Annotated in this window: 15 protein-coding genes and 1 tRNA gene; 4 read left to right on the top strand and 12 right to left on the bottom strand. The window is 63.4% G+C overall.

What is annotated here, in order from left to right; genetic code table 11:
• Window positions 1-70: 70 nt before the first annotated feature.
• From ACO6VM_RS12355 to ACO6VM_RS12340, 4 genes are all read right to left on the bottom strand, one after another.
• Window positions 71-865, bottom strand: a complete 795-nt coding sequence (locus ACO6VM_RS12355; protein WP_401057628.1) for a carbon-nitrogen hydrolase family protein — start codon at window positions 863-865, stop codon at window positions 71-73.
• 16 nt (window positions 866-881) lie between these two features.
• Window positions 882-2564, bottom strand: a complete 1683-nt coding sequence (locus ACO6VM_RS12350) for a flavin monoamine oxidase family protein (RefSeq protein ID WP_125857196.1) — start codon at window positions 2562-2564, stop codon at window positions 882-884.
• Window positions 2565-2726: 162 nt separating this feature from the next.
• Window positions 2727-3041, bottom strand: a complete 315-nt coding sequence (locus tag ACO6VM_RS12345) for a transcriptional regulator (RefSeq protein WP_347148852.1) — start codon at window positions 3039-3041, stop codon at window positions 2727-2729.
• A complete protein-coding gene (locus tag ACO6VM_RS12340) occupies window positions 3019-3381 on the bottom strand; it encodes a toxin (protein WP_422403332.1) in 363 nt (120 codons plus the stop codon). The genes ACO6VM_RS12345 and ACO6VM_RS12340 overlap by 23 nt, the downstream gene beginning before the upstream one ends.
• Before the next feature lie 491 nt (window positions 3382-3872).
• On the opposite strand from ACO6VM_RS12340, the gene ACO6VM_RS12335 reads away from it, so the two are divergent.
• On the top strand, window positions 3873-4163 hold the full coding sequence (locus ACO6VM_RS12335) for a DUF3077 domain-containing protein (protein ID WP_110994300.1): 291 nt from the start codon (window positions 3873-3875) through the stop codon (window positions 4161-4163).
• Between the two features lie 18 nt (window positions 4164-4181).
• Here ACO6VM_RS12335 and ACO6VM_RS12330 read toward each other — a convergent pair whose 3' ends face one another.
• The 6 genes from ACO6VM_RS12330 to rpsU form a co-directional block, all read right to left on the bottom strand.
• Window positions 4182-4643, bottom strand: coding sequence for an Lrp/AsnC family transcriptional regulator (locus ACO6VM_RS12330; protein WP_347148849.1), 462 nt, complete (start codon window positions 4641-4643; stop codon window positions 4182-4184).
• A gap of 132 nt (window positions 4644-4775) precedes the next feature.
• Window positions 4776-4852, bottom strand: a tRNA-Ile gene (locus tag ACO6VM_RS12325).
• 17 nt (window positions 4853-4869) lie between these two features.
• A complete protein-coding gene (locus ACO6VM_RS12320) occupies window positions 4870-8613 on the bottom strand; it encodes a bifunctional diguanylate cyclase/phosphodiesterase (protein ID WP_401057631.1) in 3744 nt (1247 codons plus the stop codon).
• Window positions 8614-8732: 119 nt separating this feature from the next.
• Window positions 8733-10583, bottom strand: a complete 1851-nt coding sequence (rpoD, locus tag ACO6VM_RS12315) for an RNA polymerase sigma factor RpoD (protein ID WP_110994296.1) — start codon at window positions 10581-10583, stop codon at window positions 8733-8735.
• Window positions 10584-10650: 67 nt separating this feature from the next.
• A complete protein-coding gene (gene dnaG / locus ACO6VM_RS12310; protein WP_401057632.1) occupies window positions 10651-12639 on the bottom strand; it encodes a DNA primase in 1989 nt (662 codons plus the stop codon).
• Between the two features lie 275 nt (window positions 12640-12914).
• Window positions 12915-13130: a 30S ribosomal protein S21 gene (rpsU, locus tag ACO6VM_RS12305; protein ID WP_003255575.1), complete on the bottom strand. Its 216-nt coding sequence runs from the start codon at window positions 13128-13130 to the stop codon at window positions 12915-12917.
• A gap of 205 nt (window positions 13131-13335) precedes the next feature.
• Between rpsU and tsaD the strand changes: the two genes are divergently transcribed.
• Complete coding sequence (gene tsaD / locus ACO6VM_RS12300; RefSeq protein WP_422403331.1) at window positions 13336-14361, top strand: tRNA (adenosine(37)-N6)-threonylcarbamoyltransferase complex transferase subunit TsaD; 1026 nt, start codon at window positions 13336-13338, stop codon at window positions 14359-14361.
• A 26-nt stretch (window positions 14362-14387) separates the two neighbouring features.
• Here the strand turns inward: tsaD and plsY are convergent, their stop codons facing one another.
• The gene (gene plsY / locus ACO6VM_RS12295; protein ID WP_401057633.1) at window positions 14388-14957 is read right to left on the bottom strand and encodes a glycerol-3-phosphate 1-O-acyltransferase PlsY; all 570 of its coding nucleotides are present in this window, start codon (window positions 14955-14957) and stop codon (window positions 14388-14390) included.
• Between the two features lie 74 nt (window positions 14958-15031).
• Between plsY and folB the strand changes: the two genes are divergently transcribed.
• Both folB and folK read left to right on the top strand, forming a co-directional pair.
• Complete coding sequence (gene folB / locus ACO6VM_RS12290; RefSeq protein WP_110994292.1) at window positions 15032-15388, top strand: dihydroneopterin aldolase; 357 nt, start codon at window positions 15032-15034, stop codon at window positions 15386-15388.
• Window positions 15379-15888, top strand: coding sequence for a 2-amino-4-hydroxy-6-hydroxymethyldihydropteridine diphosphokinase (gene folK / locus ACO6VM_RS12285; RefSeq protein ID WP_279846039.1), 510 nt, complete (start codon window positions 15379-15381; stop codon window positions 15886-15888). The genes folB and folK overlap by 10 nt, the downstream gene beginning before the upstream one ends.
• A gap of 151 nt (window positions 15889-16039) precedes the next feature.
• Here the strand turns inward: folK and ACO6VM_RS12280 are convergent, their stop codons facing one another.
• Complete coding sequence (locus ACO6VM_RS12280) at window positions 16040-17137, bottom strand: multifunctional CCA addition/repair protein (RefSeq protein ID WP_422403330.1); 1098 nt, start codon at window positions 17135-17137, stop codon at window positions 16040-16042.
• Between the last annotated feature and the right edge of the window lie 35 nt (window positions 17138-17172).

Raw genomic sequence — 17172 nt, 5'->3', positions numbered from 1 at the left:
GGGTAACACCCCCCCCCCCACGATGCTTTTGCTGTTTTGTGGGCCCTCCCCCCCCCCCGCGATGGCCTGATCAGCCCTGACGCAGGTGCAAGTCCCGGCGCAGGTCCGCCAGATACGGAAACGCCTGGCGTCCCTTCAGCACCTGCTCATGCTCCAGGTCCACCAGCAACTGGCACTCCTCGTGCCCGGCCATCGCCAGCAGGCTGCCGTCCGGCCCGACGATGCTGCTCTGCCCGCAATACTGGATCTCGCCTTCGCTGCCACAGTAGTTGGCGTACACCAGGTAGCACTGGTTCTCCTGCGCCCGCGAGCGCACGGTCACCTGGCAGACGAAGTCGTAGGGCGCCATGTTCGCCGTCGGCACCAGGATCAGCTCGGCGCCGGCCAGTGCCAGGCGCCGGGCGTTCTCCGGGAACTCGATGTCGTAGCAGATCAGCAGGCCGACCTTCCAGCCGTCCAGCTCGACCACCGGGAAGTGATTGGCGCCCGGGCTGAACATCGAACGGTCAAGTTCGCCGAACAGGTGGGTCTTGCGGTAGTTGCACAGGCTGCGGCCGTGGGCGTCGATCAACTGAACGCTGTTGTAGATCGCGCCGTCGTCGGCCCGCTCGGGGTAGCCGTAGACGATGGCGATGCGCTGAGCCTGGGCGATTTCCACCACGGTCATCGCCGAAGGGCCATCGTCGGCCTCGGCCAGGCGTTCCACCTGGTCCAGGCCAATGTTGTAGCCACTCAGGAACATCTCCGGGCACACCAGCAGCTGGGCGCCTTGTTGGGCAGCCAGCTGGGCCTGGTGCTGCAGGCGTTCGAGGTTGCCGGGCACGTCCAGGGGGCCGGGCGTGCCCTGGAACAGGGCGATGCGCATCACGCTACTCCTTCGCTCAGTCGGCCAGGGCGATCGGTCCGATTTCATCGAACACATCGCCTGGGCCTGGGTTGTCCGGGTGGGTCTGGCCACCGAAGTGGTTCATGATACCCCACACCGCGTTCAGCGAAGTCTGCACCGCGCCTTCCACCCAGGCCGGGGTCCACGACACGTCGTCACCGGCAATGAAGATGCCGCGCTGCTCGGCGGGCATGTCCTGTTGCATGAAGTGCGCGTACATGCGCTGGTTGTAGCGATAGTGGCCCGGCAGCGCGCCCTTGAAGGCGCCGAGGAAGTGCGGGTCGGCCTCCCAGGAAATGGTGATCGGGTCGCCGATGATGTGCCCGGCGATGTCGGTCTTGGGGTAGATCTTCTTCAGTGCATCGAGGGCCAGCTGAACGCGCTTTTCGGTCGGGTGCGGCAGCATCTTCAAGGCGTCGCTCATCCAGGCGTAGGACAGGCAGATCACCCCTGGCTTGTCGTCACCGTTGTCGAACAGGTAGGTGCCGCGGGTCAGGCGGTCGGTCAGGGTCATGCTCATCAGGTCGCGGCCGGTCTCTGGGTCCTTGTCTTTCCAGAATGGCCGGTCGACCATCACGAAGGTCTTCGACGACTGCATGTAGCGGGTGCGGTCCAGGGCCATCCACATCTTTTGCGAGAACAGCGCCTCCTCGCAGTCGATCTGGGTGGTCAGCAGCCAGCTCTGGCAGGTGGTGAGCACCGCCGCATAGTGGCGTACGTCGCCATAGTTGTCGGTAACGGCCAGCAGGCCATCGGAGGCCCGGGCGATGCGCTTGACCCCGGTGCGCGGTGCGCCGCCGTGCAGCGAACGCAGGCTGGTGCCGGCCGGCCAATGGGCGCAACGTTCCGGCACATGGCGCCAGATACCCTGCGGTACCTGCTCGACGCCGCCGACGACCAGGTGCTGATGATCGTCGCAGTTGGTCATGACCACCCGGAAGATTTCCAGCATCGAGTTGGGGAAGTCGGAGTCCCAGCCGCCGGTACCGAAGCCTACCTGGCCAAACACTTCGCGGTGCTGGAAGCTCAGCTTGGCGAACGAGCGCGAGGTGGCGACGAAGTCATAGAAGGTACGGTCATCCCACAGCGGCACCAGCTTGTTCCACAGGTCTTTCAGGCGTGGCACATCGCGGTCGCGGATGGCCTGCTGGATATCGCTGAATTGTGCGCCGCTTTCCAGGGCGTCGGCCCAGGCATCGGCCACTTCGTGGAACAGCTGCGGCAGGTCGGCCTTGTTTTCGGCGTAGTAGGTCTGGCCTTCGAGGTCGATTACCGTGCTGCCCGAGGCAGGGGTGAGCGGGTTGGGGAAGGGTTTGGTTTCCAGGCCCAGCTTGTCGACGTAGTGATAGAACGCCGTGGACGATACCGGGAAGCGCATGCCGCCGAGTTCGGCGACGATGCCATCGGTGCCATTGAAGGCTTGCGAACGCAGGCGCCCGCCCAGCTTCGACGCCTCGTACACCACCGGCTTGAGGCCCAGTTTCATCAGTTCGTAGGCCGCCACCAGCCCGGCAATGCCACCGCCGACAATCGCCACTTCCTCGCCATGCCGCGCCGCGGGGATGCTGCCCAGGCCGGCCGGGTGTTCCAGCCAGTCATCGAAGCCGAAGGGGAAGTCCGGGCCGAAGATGGTGATGGGTTTCTTGCCGTCGGCGGGGTGGCGGTTGTTCTTGTTCATGTAATGACCTTGCCAGAGAGGCTGCGCAGGGGGCGGAGCCTGAGTATAGAGAATGACTGGTGGCCATTTTATGAAGCGCGGTGTTCGTAAATAAGATGCAGAGTGGCGTCGTTATGTCGTTTATTTCGTCGTTATGATGCTGTGGCATCTCATATCGACGAATCAGTTCAACGAGGCCAGATGTTCGACTGTCTCGGGGTACTTCTGCACCAGGCGGATCAAGGCGATGGCCTGGGCGTTGGGTTGGGAGCGGCCTTGTTCCCAGTTCTCCAATGTGCGCGCGTTGGTGCGCAGGTAGGCGGCGAACACCGCGCGTGACATGTTCAGGCGCTGGCGCAGTTCGATCAGCTCGTTGGGTACCAGCGGTGCCAACTGTTCGAACTCGACCTTGTGCGAGCGCAGGGTGAGCTTGCCGGCCCGTTCGCCGGCGAGGGCGTCGAAGCCTTCGGTGAGTTCAGTGAAGATGTTGCGTGGCATTGGTTGTCCTCATCAGGTATTCGCGCTCCAGCAGGTGCTTGAGCGCTTGGCGTTGCTGGGCTGTCAGGTCGTCCTGGACGTCCTTGCCGTATAGCGTGAACAGCCAGAACTGCTGCCCGGCAGACCACCAGTAGTAGATGATCCGCGTGCCACCGCGTTTGCCCTTGTGCCGTTGAGTGTCCGCGAAGCGCACCTTCCTCAGGCCTCCCGTGCCCTTGATGACATCGCCGGCATGTGGGTGCATCAGCAGCAAGCGCTGCAGCAAGCGGAAATCCTCATCGTCCAGAAGTTGAGGGCGATAGCGCTCGAAGGCGGGTAATTCGACAAATAGCGCATCCATGCTTTTGTACGTATCCTGCGTATAGTTTGTGACGTGGTTGCCAAAGCGTCAATAGGGCGGACTGCTGTCAGCCTAAATGGGGAGGGGAGAAGCGGGAGGGGGAGAGAATTGCTGGATATGTCGCAGATACAGGGCTGTAGCCTTGGGGTACCCCGTCTGCTCGGCATCTGCGGCGATGGGCTATCCAACCATTCCTACAGACCATCTAAAGATAGGGAATTATCCTACTTGTCTTGTCGTTCTGGTCTGGCTGCACGGGTAATTCTTCACGGCTACTTTCTTGCGGTCGCCGCACATTCGGTGACTGGGCGTGAGAACCCAGCAATCTTTTCTTGGAGGCATGCTGTCATGGCAGCTGTGCGCGGGCAGGCTTTGCCTGGCCGGATTCAGCCTCCAAGTTGCCGGTTCTCACCCCGTGCATGGCTGCCACCCATTCCCGTGAGAAGGCTGCGTGGCGGTCTTTTCTCTGACCGGTTATGGAGGCTGTACCCATGAAGAAAATCGTCCCCGACCCACCCCTGAAACTGAACCCCACCACCGAGCGTTCGTTCTGCACCTGCCAGTCCAGTCACCCGCCCATCTTCACCGTCCGCCCGGGCGTCGATGCCGCCGACGCGCTTGTGCATACCAGCATGTTGGCGTCCGCGATCCAGGAAATCGCCGACGACTACGCCCTGCATCACGCGCCCGAGGCGAATCGGGCGATGATCTGGTCGATCGTGCATTCGGCTGAAACCATCCGGGCATTGGCGGATGGCCTGCTCGACGCGATGGAGGCCTGACGGCCTACCGTGGGGCAGTCAGCCCGGCTGCCCGCGGTCTACCTTGCTGCTGAGAATGATCGATGTGGTGGTCTTCTCGACCCCGTCGAGGCTGCCGATCTGGTCGAGCAACTGGTCCAGCTGTTCCGGCGAATCGCTGTGCAGCCAGGCCACATAGTCGAACTCGCCACTGACCGCGCACAGCTGCTGCACCTGGCCCATGGCCGACAGCCGCCGCACCACCTCCTTGCCCGCGCGCGGCTGCACCTTGATCCCCACATAGGCTTGCAGCCCGCCACCGATCAGGCGCTGGCCAAGCCGTACGCCATAGCCGGTGATCACCTTGCTCTTCTCCAGCCGTGCCAGGCGCGAGTTCACCGTGGTGCGGGCGATGCCGAGCTGCCGGGCGAGGGTGGCGACGCTTTCGCGGGCATTGATCTGCAACAGGGCGATCAGCTGGCGGTCGATTTCGTCGAGGGCGATGGCGCGGGGATCTGACATGGTGGGTCTCGGCAGTAGGTTCGCTAGCCTGCCTCAGATACGCACCAGCCGGAAGGGGGGCGAGTCGTGGGCCCGGTCACTGTGAGAAGGCAGATACGAAAAAGCCGCGCATAAGCGCGGCTTTTGTATTTCTGGTGGGCCCACACGGACTCGAACCGTGGACCAAAGGATTATGAGTCCTCTGCTCTAACCGACTGAGCTATAGGCCCTCAGCAGGTGCGGCGGATTATAACGAGGGTTTCGATACCGTGCCATCCGAAAGATCCGATAGTGCTATGCGCAGGAAGGTAGCGGCGAACTCGGCGGGCGGCAGGGGCAGGCTGACTATGTAGCCCTGGATCTGTTCACAGCCTTCGGCGGCGAGGAAGCGCTGCTGGGCCTGGTTCTCCACGCCCTCGGCAATGATGGTGAGCTGCATGCTGCGCCCGAGCGCAATGATCGCGCGGGCGATGGCAGCGTCGTGGGGGTCATCCGGCAGGCCGCGGATGAACGACTGGTCGATCTTGAGGATGTCCAGCGGCAGGCGTTTGAGGTAACTGAGCGAGGAGTAGCCAGTGCCGAAATCGTCGATGGCCAGTTGTACGCCAAGCTGCTTGAGTTGGTAGAGCACGGCCAGGGCTTCTTCGGCCTGGCTCATGATGAAGTTCTCGGTGATCTCCAGCTGCAGGTCGCCCGCCTTGAGCTGGTAGGTCCTGAGCAGTTGCTCGATGCGCTTGGCCAGGTTCGGTTGGCGCAGCTGGGCGCCGGCGAGGTTGATCGAGAGCGGGCCGAAGGACTGGTAGTTCTTTTTCCACGCGTGCATCTGCCGGCAGGTCTGTTCCAGTACCCAGTCGCCAAGCTGGAGGATGGTGCCGTTCTCTTCGGCGAGGTGAATGAACTGCTCGGGCGGCACTTCGCCGAAGGTGGGATGGGTCCAGCGGATCAGCGCCTCGGCGCCCACCAGGCCCTGGGTCTTGAGGCTGAACTTGGGCTGGTAGCACAGGCTCAGCTCGTTGCGTTCGATGGCGCGGCGCAGTTCGTGCTCGAGGGCGATGCGTTCGCTGGCCTGGGCGGTAAGGTCGCGGGTGTAGGCTTCGACCCGGTTGCGGCCCTTGGCTTTGGAGCGGTACATCGCGGCGTCGGCGTTGCGGATCAGGGTGGCAACGTCGGTGCCGTCCTGTGGGTAGAGGCTGATGCCGATGCTGGCGCTGGTGAAGAACTCATGCTCGCCGGCCTGGAAGGGGGCATGGAAGCAGGCCAGCAGCTTGTTGGCGATGGCGCTGGCGTCGTCGGGCTTGTGCAGGCCGGGCAGCAGGATGATGAATTCGTCACCCCCCAGGCGGGCCACGGTATCAACGTCGCGCACTTGCTCCTTCAGGCGTTGGGCGATGCCTTTGAGCAGCAGGTCGCCGACCGGGTGGCCGAGGCTGTCGTTGATGTGCTTGAAGCGGTCGAGGTCGAGGAACAGCACCGCACCCTGGCGGTTGGAGACCTGGGCGCAGGCCAGCACGGCCTGCAGGCGGCTCTCGAACAGCGTGCGGTTGGGCAGGCCGGTCAGTGGGTCGTGGTGGGCCTGGTAGTCGAGCTTGGCCTGGGCGTGCTTGAGGCTGGAGATGTCGGCGAATACGGCGACGAAGTGGGTGATCTCACGCTCGCTGTTGCGCACGGCGCTGATGGTCAGCCAGCTGGGGTAGAGCTCGCCGTTCTTGCGTTTGTTGTGGATTTCGCCCTGCCAGTGGCCTTCGGCGGTCAACTGGTGCCACATGGCGAGGTAGAAGGCGCTGTCGTGCTGGCCGGAGGCAAGCAGGCGAGGGGTCTGGCCGAGGGCTTCGATCTCGCTGTAGCCGGTGATCTCGCTGAAGGCGCGGTTGACCGCGCTGATGCGCTGGTCGATGTCGGTGATCAGTACGCCTTCGGCGGTGTTCTCGAACACCGTGGCCGCCAGCTGCAGTTTTTCCTGCATCAGGTGGCGTTCGGTGATGTCACGCGCGATGGTCAGCATGCAGTCGACGCCGCCGATCGGCAGTGGCCGGGCGGCCAGCTCGCACAGGCGGATCTGCCCGTCGCTGCGGCGGATATGGCAGCTGAAGTCGCGCACAGCGCCCTCGCGCTGGAGCCGTTCGATCAGGCGCTGGCGTTCGTTGAGGTCGACCCAGATGCCGAGGTCCAGGGAGGTCTGGTCGACGTTCGGGCTTATGTCGTAACCGGTCAGGCGACAGAAGCCTTCATTGACCTCCAGCAGCAGGCCATCACTCTGGCGCGACAGCAGCAGGCCGTCGGGGGAGGCATGGAAGGCCTTGGCGAACTTTTCTTCCGAGGTTTGCAGTTGCTGCTGGGTTTCTTTCAGCTGGCTGATGTCGCGCACCGCCACCACCAGGGCCCGGGTGCCATCGAGGTCGAAGGCTTCGGCGGAGGTGAGGCCGGTGAACAGCTGGCCGTTGCTGCGGCGGAAGGTCATCTCGAGGTTGCGCACACCGCTGCGCTGCAGGCGTTCGAGCATGATCGGGCCGGTGCCGGCGACGCCCCACAGGTCGAGTTCGGTGGCGGTGCGGCCAAGTACCTGGTTCGGGCTCAAGCCGATCTGCTCTTCGAACGCTTCGTTGACCTCCAGCAGGCAGCCGTCGCTTTGCCGGGCGATGAGCAGGATGTCCGGGCACTGCTGGAATACCGAGGCGAACTTCTGCTCCGACAGGCGCAGGGCGTCCTCGGTGTGTTTGGTTTCGCTGATGTCGATCATCAGGCCGCGCATCAGGGGCTTGTGGCCGTGCTCGATCATGCTGACGATGTTGCGCACCCACAGGGCGTGACCATCGGCGCGGATCACCCGATAGTCGAGGCTGTGATCACGCCCGGCGGCGGTCTCGCTCTCGCAGTAGGCCTGAGCCCAGAGGGCGTCCTCCGGGTGCAGGATGCTGCGCCAGAAACCGGGCTTGAGCCATTCGCTCAGCGGGTAGCCGAGCAGGCCTTCGGCATGGGGCGAAACATAGCTGTAGGTGAAATCGTTGGCGTCGGCCTCCCAGGCGATCGCCGACAGGCTCTCGACCAGGCCGCGATAGTGATATTCGCTGCTGCGCAGTTCTTGCTCCAGGGCGATGCGCCGGGAAATTTCCGAACTCAGCCGGCGGTTGACGCGAATCACCGCAGCGAGGATGGCCACCAGCAGCAGGACTGCAGGCAGGCCGTACAGCAGCATGTCATGCCAGAAGGTGCGCTGATCGACGACATTGCCCACCCAGCGTTGCTGGATATGGCTGATTTCGCTGTTGCTCATGTCGGCCATGACCTTGTCGAGGATGGCCACGAGAATCTTCTGCTGCTGTGGCACGGCCATGGCCAGTTGGTAGCGGTAGGGCGTTTCGCCGCTGACGTAGAGGCCATCGAGCTTGAGCTGGCGCAGGCTCCAGATGCTCGAGGCAAGGTCGCCGACCACGGCGTCCACGGCGTCGGTGGCCAGTGCCTGCAGCGCCGAGCTGACGTTGGGCATGGCCACCAGGTTGAGGTCCGGGTGGTGCGTGCGCAGCAGCTCGTGGGGGGCGTAGTTTTCTACCACGGCGATCTTCAGGCCATAGAGGTCCTTGAGGCTGCGCGGCTGCGCGCCACCGGAGTGGGCGAGTATGACGATCGGGAAGTCCAGGTAGGGGCGAGTGAAGGCCAGATAGCTCTGGCGTTCCGGGGTGGACATGATGCCGGGCAGCAGGTCGATGCGGTTGTTGCGCGCCTGCTCGAGCACCTCGGTCCAGCTGCTGGGCTCGATCGGTTTGAGCGTGACGCCCAGGCGCTCCTGGATAAGGGCGATGTAATCGGCGGCCAGTCCCTGGTAACGGCCTTCCTGGTCGCGAAATTCGAAGGGCGGCCATGAAGCGTCTACGCCCAGGCGCAGCTGCGGGTGTGCGCTGAGCCAGGCTTGTTCCTCGTCAGTCAGGGTCAGGGCGCCGGCCGTTGTGTTCCAGACCATCAGGAGCAGCAACAGGAGGGCCGGCATCAAGGGCATAACGGCCTCTCGATCAGGGGGTCTGAGTCGAGTGTAGACGGGCATCCTGCCAGCAGGGTGACGCCGGTCATGACCTTTTGTCACATAAGAAAAACCCCGGCCTGGGCCGGGGTTCGTCATCACTCGTCGAGGAAGGAGCGCAGATGCTCGCTTCGCGTCGGGTGGCGCAGCTTGCGCAGCGCCTTGGCTTCGATCTGACGGATCCGCTCGCGGGTCACGTCGAACTGCTTGCCGACTTCTTCGAGGGTGTGGTCGGTGTTCATGTCGATGCCGAAACGCATGCGCAGCACTTTGGCTTCACGTGCGGTCAGGCCCGAGAGCACGTCACGGGTCGCTTCCTTGAGGCTTTCGACCGTGGCCACGTCGATCGGGGACTGCATGGTGGAGTCCTCGATGAAATCGCCCAGGTGCGAGTCTTCGTCGTCACCGATCGGCGTTTCCATGGAGATTGGCTCCTTGGCGATCTTCAATACCTTGCGGATCTTGTCCTCTGGCATCTCCATGCGTTCACCGAGCTCTTCCGGGGTCGGTTCACGACCCATTTCCTGCAGCATCTGCCGGGAAATGCGGTTGAGCTTGTTGATCGTCTCGATCATGTGCACCGGAATACGGATGGTGCGCGCCTGGTCGGCGATCGAACGGGTGATCGCCTGGCGAATCCACCAGGTGGCATAGGTCGAGAACTTGTAGCCGCGACGGTATTCGAACTTGTCCACCGCCTTCATCAGGCCGATGTTGCCTTCCTGGATCAGGTCGAGGAACTGCAGGCCACGGTTGGTGTACTTCTTGGCGATGGAGATCACCAGACGCAGGTTCGCCTCGACCATTTCCTTCTTGGCGCGGCGGGCCTTGGCCTCACCGATGGACATGCGACGGTTGATTTCCTTGATTTCGGCAACGGTCAGGCCGGTCTCGGTCTCAAGGTCGATCAGTTTCTGCTGGCAGGCGACGATCGCGGCGTTTTTCTCACCCAGGGCGGCGGCCCATTTGGTGCTGCGCTTGGCGAGGTCACCGCTCCAGGTCTGGTCGGTCTCGTTGCTCGGGAACAGGCGCAGGAAGTCGGCACGTGGCATGCGCGCGTCACGCACGCACAGCTGCATGATGGCGCGTTCTTGCTGGCGCAGACGGTCCAGGGCGCTGCGAACGCGCTCTACCAGTGCTTCGAACTGCTTGGGTACCAGCTTGATCGGCATGAACAGATCAGCCAGGGCCTGCATGGCGCCAATGCTTTCGGCATGGGTGCGGCCATGCTTCTTCAGCACCTTGAGGGTGATGACGAGCTGCTCGGAGACTGCACCGAAACGCTGGGCTGCAACGACAGGGTCCGGACCGCTTTCGGTCTCTTCCTCGTCGTCACTGCTCTCGGCGTTCTCTTCGTCTTCGTCTTCCTCTTCCTTCGCGGCAGCAGCCTTGGCACCTGGGATCGGTACTTCTTCGGTCGGTGCGGCGATGTTGTCATCAGGGTCGATATAACCGCTGAGGACGTCGGACAGACGGCCACCTTCGGAGGTGACGCGGTCGTATTCGCTGAGGATGTGGTCGACAGTGCCGGGGAAGTGAGCGATGGCGCCCATGACTTCACGGATGCCTTCCTCGATGCGCTTGGCGATTTCGATCTCGCCTTCGCGGGTCAGCAGCTCGACGGTACCCATTTCACGCATGTACATGCGCACCGGGTCGGTCGTGCGGCCGATATCGGTCTCAACTGCCGCCAACGCTGCGGCGGCCTCTTCGGCTGCGGCTTCGTCAGTGTCGGCTTCCGCCAACAACAGGGCATCCGCATCCGGAGCACTCTCGAATACGTTGATCCCCATGTCGTTGATCATGCGGATGATGTCTTCCACCTGCTCCGGATCTGAAATATCCTCGGGCAGGTGGTCGTTGACCTCCGCGTAAGTCAGGTAGCCCTGCTCACGACCGCGGGTGATCAACTCTTTGATGCGAGATTGCTGTTGCGCTTTTCCGGACATAACACCCTATCCACTGAAGGTCTTGGCGGGCAAAAAACAAGCCGAGGATTATACCCGAGCATGGACCTCACGCGCCAGATGAGGTCGGGTTTTGTGCGGGAACATTGCGGCGGAGCAAGTCACGAAGCTTGGCAGTTTCGTCCTCGTCCAAGCCAGTTAGACGAGATTTGCTGATCAAATGTTCCAGGCTGCGCTCGCGTTGGCGGGCGGACAAACTAGTTATAGTGTCGAAAAACTGTTGTTCAAGGTTGTCGGCATCGATCAACCATTCCTTTTCCGCCAGGGCGCGCAGCAAGCGGCCTTGTTCGGTGCCATGCCAGCGTGCGATCAGCTGCATAGAGCTTAGCTTAGGATTCTTCTGCGCAGCCTCGATCAGGGCCACCAGCAGTTGGCTGTAGAGTTGCTGCTCGTCGGCGAAATGCCCGGCATCTTCGACCTTGCCGGCCAGCAACGGGTGGTGCAACAGCGTGCGCAACGCCGATAACGACGGTGGCTCCACCGGCGCCGGCACCCGCGGTGGTGCGTCGCCACGTTGGCCATCGCGTTGCCAGGGCTTGCCGCCTTTCTTGTCCCAGGGCTTACCTTCCCATTGTTTCTTGCCGCCCTTGTTCGGTGTCCAGGGGCGTTGCTCCTGTTGCGCCGGGGCGTAGTCGGGCTGGTGCTGCAGGTCGCCATAGTCCGGGGTGTAGCTGGCCATGGCGTCGTAGTCGAAGCCCGGGTCGTAATCCGGCACGCTGCTGGCAGCCGGCGCACTCTGCGCCAGTTGCTCCAGCTGCTGCGGGTCGAGGCCGGTGATTTCTTTCAGACGGTTGCGCATCAGTTGGCGCAGGTTTGCCCCTGGGACCTTTTCGATCAGCGGAGCGGCCAGCGTGACCATGTGCGCCTTGCCTTCCAGCGAGCGCGGATCAGCTTCGTTGCTCAACTGCTCGAAGAAATAGTCGGCCAGCGGCTGGGCGTGCTGATTGATGCGGGCATGGAAGGCGTCGGTGCCTTCGGCGCGGACCAGGCTGTCCGGGTCCTCGCCCTCGGGCAGGAACAGGAAGCGTGCGCGGCGGCCATCCTGCAGGCTCGGCAGGGTCGACTCCAGTGCGCGCCAGGCGGCCTTGCGCCCCGCCTGGTCGCCGTCGAAGCAGAACAGGACGCTGGGCACCACGCGGAACAGGCGCTTGAGATGTTCTTCGCTGGTGGCCGTGCCCAGTGTCGCCACGGCGTTGCGCAGCCCCTGCTGGGCCAGGGCGATGACGTCCATGTAGCCTTCGACGACGATGATTTCGTCGAGGTTGCGGTTGTTCTTGCGTGCCTCGTACAGGCCGTACAGCTCCTGGCCTTTGTGGAATACCGGGGTTTCCGGGGAGTTCAGGTACTTGGGCTTGTCGTCGCCCAGTACCCGGCCGCCGAAGGCAATGACCCGGCCGCGGCTGTCGCGGATCGGGAACATCACGCGGTCGCGAAAACGGTCGTAACGCTTGCCGCTCTCGGCGTTTTCGATCAGCAGGCCGGCATCGATCATCACCTTCTGCTGCAGCGTGTCGGCGCCCAGGTGCTTGAGCAGGTTGTCCCAGCCTGGTGGGGCGAAGCCCAGGCTGAAATCGCGGGCGATCTCGCCGGACAGGCCGCGGCCCTTGAGGTAGTCCACCGCCGCCTTGCGGGTCGGGTGGCTGCGCAGGGCCTGGCGATAGAATTCGCTGGCCGCTTCGAGCAGCGGGTACAGGGGGGAGTCGGTTGGCTGGCGCGGCTTCTGCCCCTTGCGGCCCTCTTCGCGTGGCACTTCCATGCCGGCTGCACGGGCCAGTTCCTCGACCGCCTGGGGGAAGTCCAGGTTGTCGTGGTCCATGATGAAGCCCAGCGCGTTACCGCCGGCGCCGCAGCCAAAGCAGTAGTAGAACTGCTTGTCGGGGCTGACGGTGAAGGAGGGGGACTTCTCCTTGTGGAACGGGCAGCAGGCGGAAAGATTCTTGCCGGTCTTTTTCAGCTGGACGCGCGAACTCACCACGTCGACGATGTCGGTGCGGTTCAGGAGGTCATCGATGAAACTCTGGGGAATCAGCCCGGCCATGGCAGCCTCGTCATCTGGCAACTGGCAAGTCTAAACGCTTGTGCTCGGGTTTGGCGTGGGGTGTTGCGAAGGGGTATGTGCTCGTCACCAGCCTGTGAGGGCTCGTCAGAAAGGACGTGCACGTCTGGCCAATGGCCAGGTCTGACGTGTTGTTGCAGATTGCCCATGGCTTTTGCCGGGGCACCCCAGGCGCATGGCCAAGGGTTTGAAACGACCGCTGCCATCTGCCCGACACGAGGCCGGGCGGGGCAGAAGCTTTGCGTAGAACGGCTGTATTAGTACAGACGAACTGCGCGGCGCTGTTCGCGCTGAACTTTCTTCGCGTGACGCTTTACAGCGGCAGCGGCTTTACGCTTACGCTCGGCGGTCGGCTTCTCATAAAACTCGCGGCTACGAACTTCAGCCAGTACACCGGCTTTTTCGCAGGAGCGCTTGAAACGACGCAGAGCTACGTCGAAGGGTTCGTTCTCTTTAACTTTGACGGCTGGCATCCAGGGCTACCTTAATTCATTACCGGGGTAGACGTGCTCCTGGCAAAACATAAGGTGTGCTGGAGTACGTCGGTTTTCAAGGGTTGCGGATGTTAACCCTTAGCTGGCAGGAATGCAAAGCCTCTGATCGAAAACCGCTGGTCGGCACAGGGTGCGGGGACTATCATGCGCGCCTTCGAATTCAGCCTCGACAGGGCACGAACCCATGCTAGTACTGGGATTGGAAACATCCTGCGACGAAACTGGCGTCGCATTATACGACAGCGAACGCGGCTTGTTGGCCGACGCGCTGTTCAGCCAGATCGACCTGCATCGCGCTTATGGTGGCGTGGTACCCGAGCTTGCCTCGCGCGACCACGTCAAGCGCATGCTGCCGCTTATCCGGCAGGTGCTGGAGGAGGCCGACTGCGTCGCCACCGAGATCGACGCCATCGCCTACACCGCGGGTCCTGGCCTGGTCGGCGCGTTGCTGGTGGGCGCCTCCTGCGCCCAGGCCCTGGCGTTTGCCTGGGATATCCCGGCGATCGGTGTGCACCATATGGAAGGGCACTTGCTGGCGCCGATGCTCGAAGAGCAGCCGCCGGAGTTTCCGTTCGTCGCTTTGTTGGTGTCGGGCGGCCATACCCAGCTGGTACGGGTCGATGGCATTGGCCAATACGAACTGCTCGGCGAGAGCCTGGACGATGCGGCCGGCGAGGCGTTCGACAAGACAGCCAAGCTGATCGGCCTCAATTATCCAGGTGGGCCTGAAATCGCTCGCCTGGCCGAGCAAGGCACCCCAGGGCGCTTCGTGTTCCCGCGGCCGATGTGCGACCGCCCAGGCCTGCAGTTCAGCTTCAGCGGCCTCAAGACGTTCGCCCTGAACACCTGGCAAAAATGCCGCGAAGCCGGGGACGACAACGAGCAAACCCGTTGCGACGTGTCGCTGGCCTTCCAGCAAGCGGTGGTGGACACTCTGACCTTCAAGTGCAAGCGGGCGCTCAAGCAGACCGGCCTCAAGCGCCTGGTCATCGCCGGTGGCGTGAGTGCCAACACCGCCCTGCGCACGTCACTGGAGACCATGCTGGCCGGCCTCAAGGGCAACGTCTATTACGCGCGCCCGCGCTTCTGCACCGACAATGGCGCGATGATCGCCTATGCTGGCTGCCAGCGCCTGATGGCCGGGCAACAGCAGGACCTGGCGATCAGCGTGCAGCCGCGCTGGCCGATGGAGCAATTGCCGGCACTGTAACAAAGGGCTGGGTGCGGGCGAGGGTTTCAGAAGTGCCGTTCGCGCCCGGCAAACAAGTCACGCAGATTGTTGCGATGGCGCCAGACGATCATCACCGTGAGCACGGTCATTGGCAGCAGGGCTGCGGGCTCGCGCCAGGCCAGCAGTGGCAGGGTGAGGGGCGTGGCGATCAGCGCGGCCAACGAGCTGGTGCGGGTGAGGTAGAAGGTCAGCAGCCAGGCGCCGATGGCCAGCAGGGCGGCCGGCAAGTACAGGGCCATGAGCATGCCAGCGGCAGTGGCCACACCCTTGCCGCCCTGAAAGCGGAAGTAGATCGGGAACAGATGGCCGACTACTGCGCAGACACCGACCCAGGCCTGCTCTTGCAGGTCCAGCCCGGCCAGGCGTGCCAGCAGCACCGGCAGCATGCCCTTGCACAGGTCGCCCAGCAGCGTCAGGATCGCCAGCTTGCGCCCGGCCAGGCGCAGCATGTTGGTGGCGCCGGCATTGCCCGAGCCGCTGGAGCGGGGGTCGGGGCTGCCGCTGAGGCGGCTCAGGACGATGGCAAAGGACAGAGAGCCGAGCAGGTAGGCAAGCAGCGCCAGTGACCAAAACATGCTAACTATTCCGGGCGAGGACGCCCTGATTCTAACGGCGCCCGTCGCCCTTGTCGTGCTGTGGAGAGAAGTGCTTGGACAGAGTGTTCATCGAAGGCCTGGAAGTCGATACCGTGATCGGCGCCTACGACTGGGAGCGGGATATTCGCCAGTGCCTGCGCCTGGACCTGAGTTTCGCCTGGGACAACCGCCCGGCCGCCGCCGGTGATGACCTGTCGTTGGCACTGGACTATGCCAGCGTGTCGGCGCGGGTCCAGGCGTTTGCCGAGCAGGCTCGCTTCGAGCTGGTCGAGACGTTCGCCGAGCGCCTGGTGGCGGTGCTGATGGCCGAGTTCAACATCCCCTGGGTGCGCCTCAAGCTCACCAAGCCGGGCGCAGTGCCGGCGGCTCGCGGCGGCGTTGGCGTGGAGATCGAGCGCGGATGTCTCTGAACACGGTTTACCTCGGCCTGGGCAGCAACATCGACCGCGAGCGGCACTTGTGTGCGGGGCTCGATGCATTGGCTGGCATGCTCAGCGGCATGCAGTGTTCGGCAGTGTTCGAGAGCCAGGCGGTGGGCATCAAGAGCGGCCCGTTCTACAACCTGGTGGTGCGCGGGCAAACCGAGTTGCCGCTGCTGGAGTTCGACCGTCGGCTCAAGTTCATCGAGGCGGAAAATGGCCGATATGCGCCGGACCGCAAGGGTTTGCCGCTGGATATCGATGTGCTGATGTACGGCGATCTGCACGGCACCTTCGATGGGTTGGTGCTGCCGCGTGCGGAAATCCTGAAAAATGCTTTTGTGCTGTGGCCGCTATCGCTGCTGGCGCCGGCGCTGATGCATCCGGGCGCAGGGAAAAGCATGGCGCAGCTGTGGCATGAGGCGAGCATCGAACAGGTGCTGGCGCCGGTGCCGTTCGAGTGGCGTGGGTTGCAGTTGACCCCAGCGTGAGCCTGCGCCGCCCTCTTCGCGGGTAAACCCGCTCCCACGCAATGGACTTGCATGTCTTCTTGTAGGAGATTCTATGGTCGGGGGCAAAGCTCTTTTGCCCCCTTAGTGATGTATTCGCCGCTGAGATCTGCTCGCGAAGCGGCCGGGCAGATCAAGCGGACTTGTAGGCATCGAGCGCCTTCAGGCGCTCGGCTTTGAGCGCTTCGCCCAGGCCCTGGCCGGTAAGCCCGGTTTCCAGCAATGGCTTCACATCCACAGCACGCGCCGCTTCTGCGGCCCCGCGCAAGTACTCGCCCTGTGGATAACCTGAGCCCAGCGTCGCCATCTCGCATGCAGCGATGAAGTCCTCGAAGCGCTGCGGCCGCCGGTACACGTCGAACTTCTGCAGCATCTCCAGCAGGCTTGCAGGCTCCAACGCCAGAGCATGGTCCGCTCGTTCGGCAAACTCCCCCACCAGCGCCGCCAGTTCCTGGCATTCGCGCGGGGCTTTGAGGCGCTGGTTGAGCGCCTTGATCGCGGCAGGCTGCAACCCTCGCAGCAGGCACGCCCAGCGCACCGGCAGCGGCTGCTGACGCCTTGCCGCCTGGTGCAGCGCCGACAATGTGTCAGCGCCGTGCGCAAGCTCGGGCATCAGTTCCATAAGCGCGCCACAGCTACGCAGCACTTCAATGAACACCTGCGGCTCGCGTTCCATCAACGCACGCTCGATCTCTTTCCAGCTGCGTTCGGCGGTCAGCGCCTGGAGTTCGCCCGACTCGGCAATCTGGCGCATCAGCCCCAAGGTTTCTTCGGCGACCTTGAAACCCAGCGGCGCGTAGCGGGCAGCAAAACGGGCAACACGCAGTACCCGCAGGGGATCTTCGGCGAACGCCGGGGAAACATGGCGAAGGATGCGTTCATCCAGGTCGCGTTTGCCGTGGTAGGGATCGTACAGCGTGCCCTGTTCGTCCTCGGCCATGGCGTTGATGGTCAGGTCGCGACGAATCAGGTCTTCTTCGAGGGTGACATCCGGGCTTGCGTGAAAGGTGAAACCGCCATAGCCACGGCCGCTTTTGCGCTCGGTGCGGGCCAAGGCATATTCCTCGCCCGTCTTCGGGTGCAGGAATACCGGGAAATCGGCACCGACGGGGCGAAAGCCCTGGGCCTGCATCTGTTCGACCGTGGCGCCGACCACCAGCCAGTCGATGTCGCTGACCGGGCGGCCGAGCAGACGGTCGCGCACGGCGCCGCCAACCTTGTAGATCTGCATGTGGAACCTCCATTACTGGCGACAGGATACCTTGT

The organism is Pseudomonas sp. GZD-209 (assembly GCF_049310485.1).
Classification (GTDB): domain Bacteria; phylum Pseudomonadota; class Gammaproteobacteria; order Pseudomonadales; family Pseudomonadaceae; genus Aquipseudomonas; species Aquipseudomonas sichuanensis.
Note: the sequence above shows the minus strand (reverse complement) of the source record. Positions and strands in the feature narration are given on the sequence as shown.